This window comes from Trueperaceae bacterium, assembly GCA_036381035.1.
In the GTDB taxonomy this organism is placed as follows: Bacteria; Deinococcota; Deinococci; order Deinococcales; family Trueperaceae; genus DASRWD01.
In genome coordinates this window covers 1-1,414 of the sequence record DASVDQ010000166.1, presented here as the reverse complement: position 1 = coordinate 1,414, position 1,414 = coordinate 1, and the positions used below count along the sequence as shown (strand labels likewise).

General features: G+C 62.4%; 3 protein-coding genes. 2 read left to right on the top strand and 1 reads right to left on the bottom strand.

What is annotated here, in order from left to right:
• Window positions 1–257 (bottom strand): helix-turn-helix domain-containing protein (locus tag VF202_15880; protein ID HEX7041597.1); only part of this gene is annotated, 257 nt, incomplete at its 3' end.
• Window positions 258–360: 103 nt separating this feature from the next.
• Between VF202_15880 and VF202_15875 the strand changes: the two genes are divergently transcribed.
• Together VF202_15875 and VF202_15870 are read left to right on the top strand one after the other, a co-directional pair.
• Window positions 361–1,083: a LexA family transcriptional regulator gene (locus VF202_15875; protein ID HEX7041596.1), complete on the top strand. Its 723-nt coding sequence runs from the start codon at window positions 361–363 to the stop codon at window positions 1,081–1,083.
• 146 nt (window positions 1,084–1,229) lie between these two features.
• The coding region (locus VF202_15870) for a hypothetical protein (protein HEX7041595.1) at window positions 1,230–1,414 on the top strand (185 nt) is incomplete at its 3' end.

Below are 1,414 nucleotides of genomic sequence, written 5' to 3'. Positions count from 1 at the left end.
GCGGCTGCGGGCCGCTCCCCTCTCGCCTTCTCCTCCTTCGCTTTCACGAACGCCTCGAGCGCCGCGACGCTCATCAGGCGGCGTTCACCGAGCTTGATGGTCACGAAATCGGGGTCGCGATCGATGAGGAACCGAAGCGTTGTCCGCCCGATCTTCAACCGCTCCATGACCTCGTTCAGCGTCAGCAGCTCGGGTCCGGACCCGCCGCTGCTAGGACTCGTCTTGCTTCGGGAACGTGTCAACTTGACTTGTGACATGCCGGAGTGTACATGCCAGACCGTCTAGCGTCAAGTCAACATGGCTGCTAACATGTCCGGAGCGGCCTGTTAGAAGGGGAGGAAGATTCTTATGCTTGCCAGCATGGCTGTGGGAGAGAAATATCGACCGGCCGTACGCCCTTCTACTCCTGGAGATGCCATTGCGGCTCGCAGGAGATGGCTAGGCCTAACCGCGGAAGACGTCGTCGAGCGCACCGGCGGCGTTATCAACCTCAAGCTCTTGTCCCAATTGGAGAACAACCGCTATGACCTTACTGACCTGAGACTGTCGAAGTACAAAGCGCTTCTTGAAGTGCTGCAATGGACGCCGGCTGAGTTTGAGGAGGCCACCGGGGTCCCAAGACTAGTGTCCGATCCTCTGCCGGGAACAGAGGACTACATCCCGGAGCTGCTAATCCCTATCGTGGGAACCGTCAGCGCCGGGATTCTGGGGGTAGAAGAATACGTGGAGCCCGAAGGCCACATCTCTATCGATCCGCGTCTAGCACCACAACTGGCCGCTATTCCACCAGGCAAGATAGTCGCCCTTCGCGTGAACGGGGACAGCATGGTCAGCGACACCGCTGCTCGCCAGATCGCGCCCGGGAGTTACGTCGTCATAGAGCTCGGCGCGATTCCACGTGACAGGTCGCTTGTCGCCGCGTGGCTTCCGAGGCGCGAGATGATCGTGTTGAAGGAGTACAGGGAGGACTCAACGGCCGTCCTGCGGAGTTACAACCCGGGCGGGCCTGTGTTCCGCATCGGGGATGAGGAGATCGAAGTTCGCGGCGTGGTCCGCATGATCCAGACGTTTCCGCCTCAGTGAGTAAGCGCCGCGGCCCTAACGGCGGAGGCACGGTCTACCAGGAGAAGGGGCGCGCGTGGCGCTCCGAGGCGTACGTCACGCTGCCCGATGGTAGGCGGGTACGCATCAAGGGTCGTGGTGAGACACCTGAAACGGCGCGGCGCGCCATGCTCGAGGCTGAGAGGCGCCTGCTAGAGCAGCACCCCGACACCGCGCGCATGACGGTCGCGCAACTAGCGCGGCAATGGACGGAGGCGCGGTCGCCACAGTGGCGACCCGCCACCCGCAAGAGCTACGAAACGGCGCTGGACAAGCACATCCTTCCCGAGATCGGCCGGTCGCGCGTGCAACT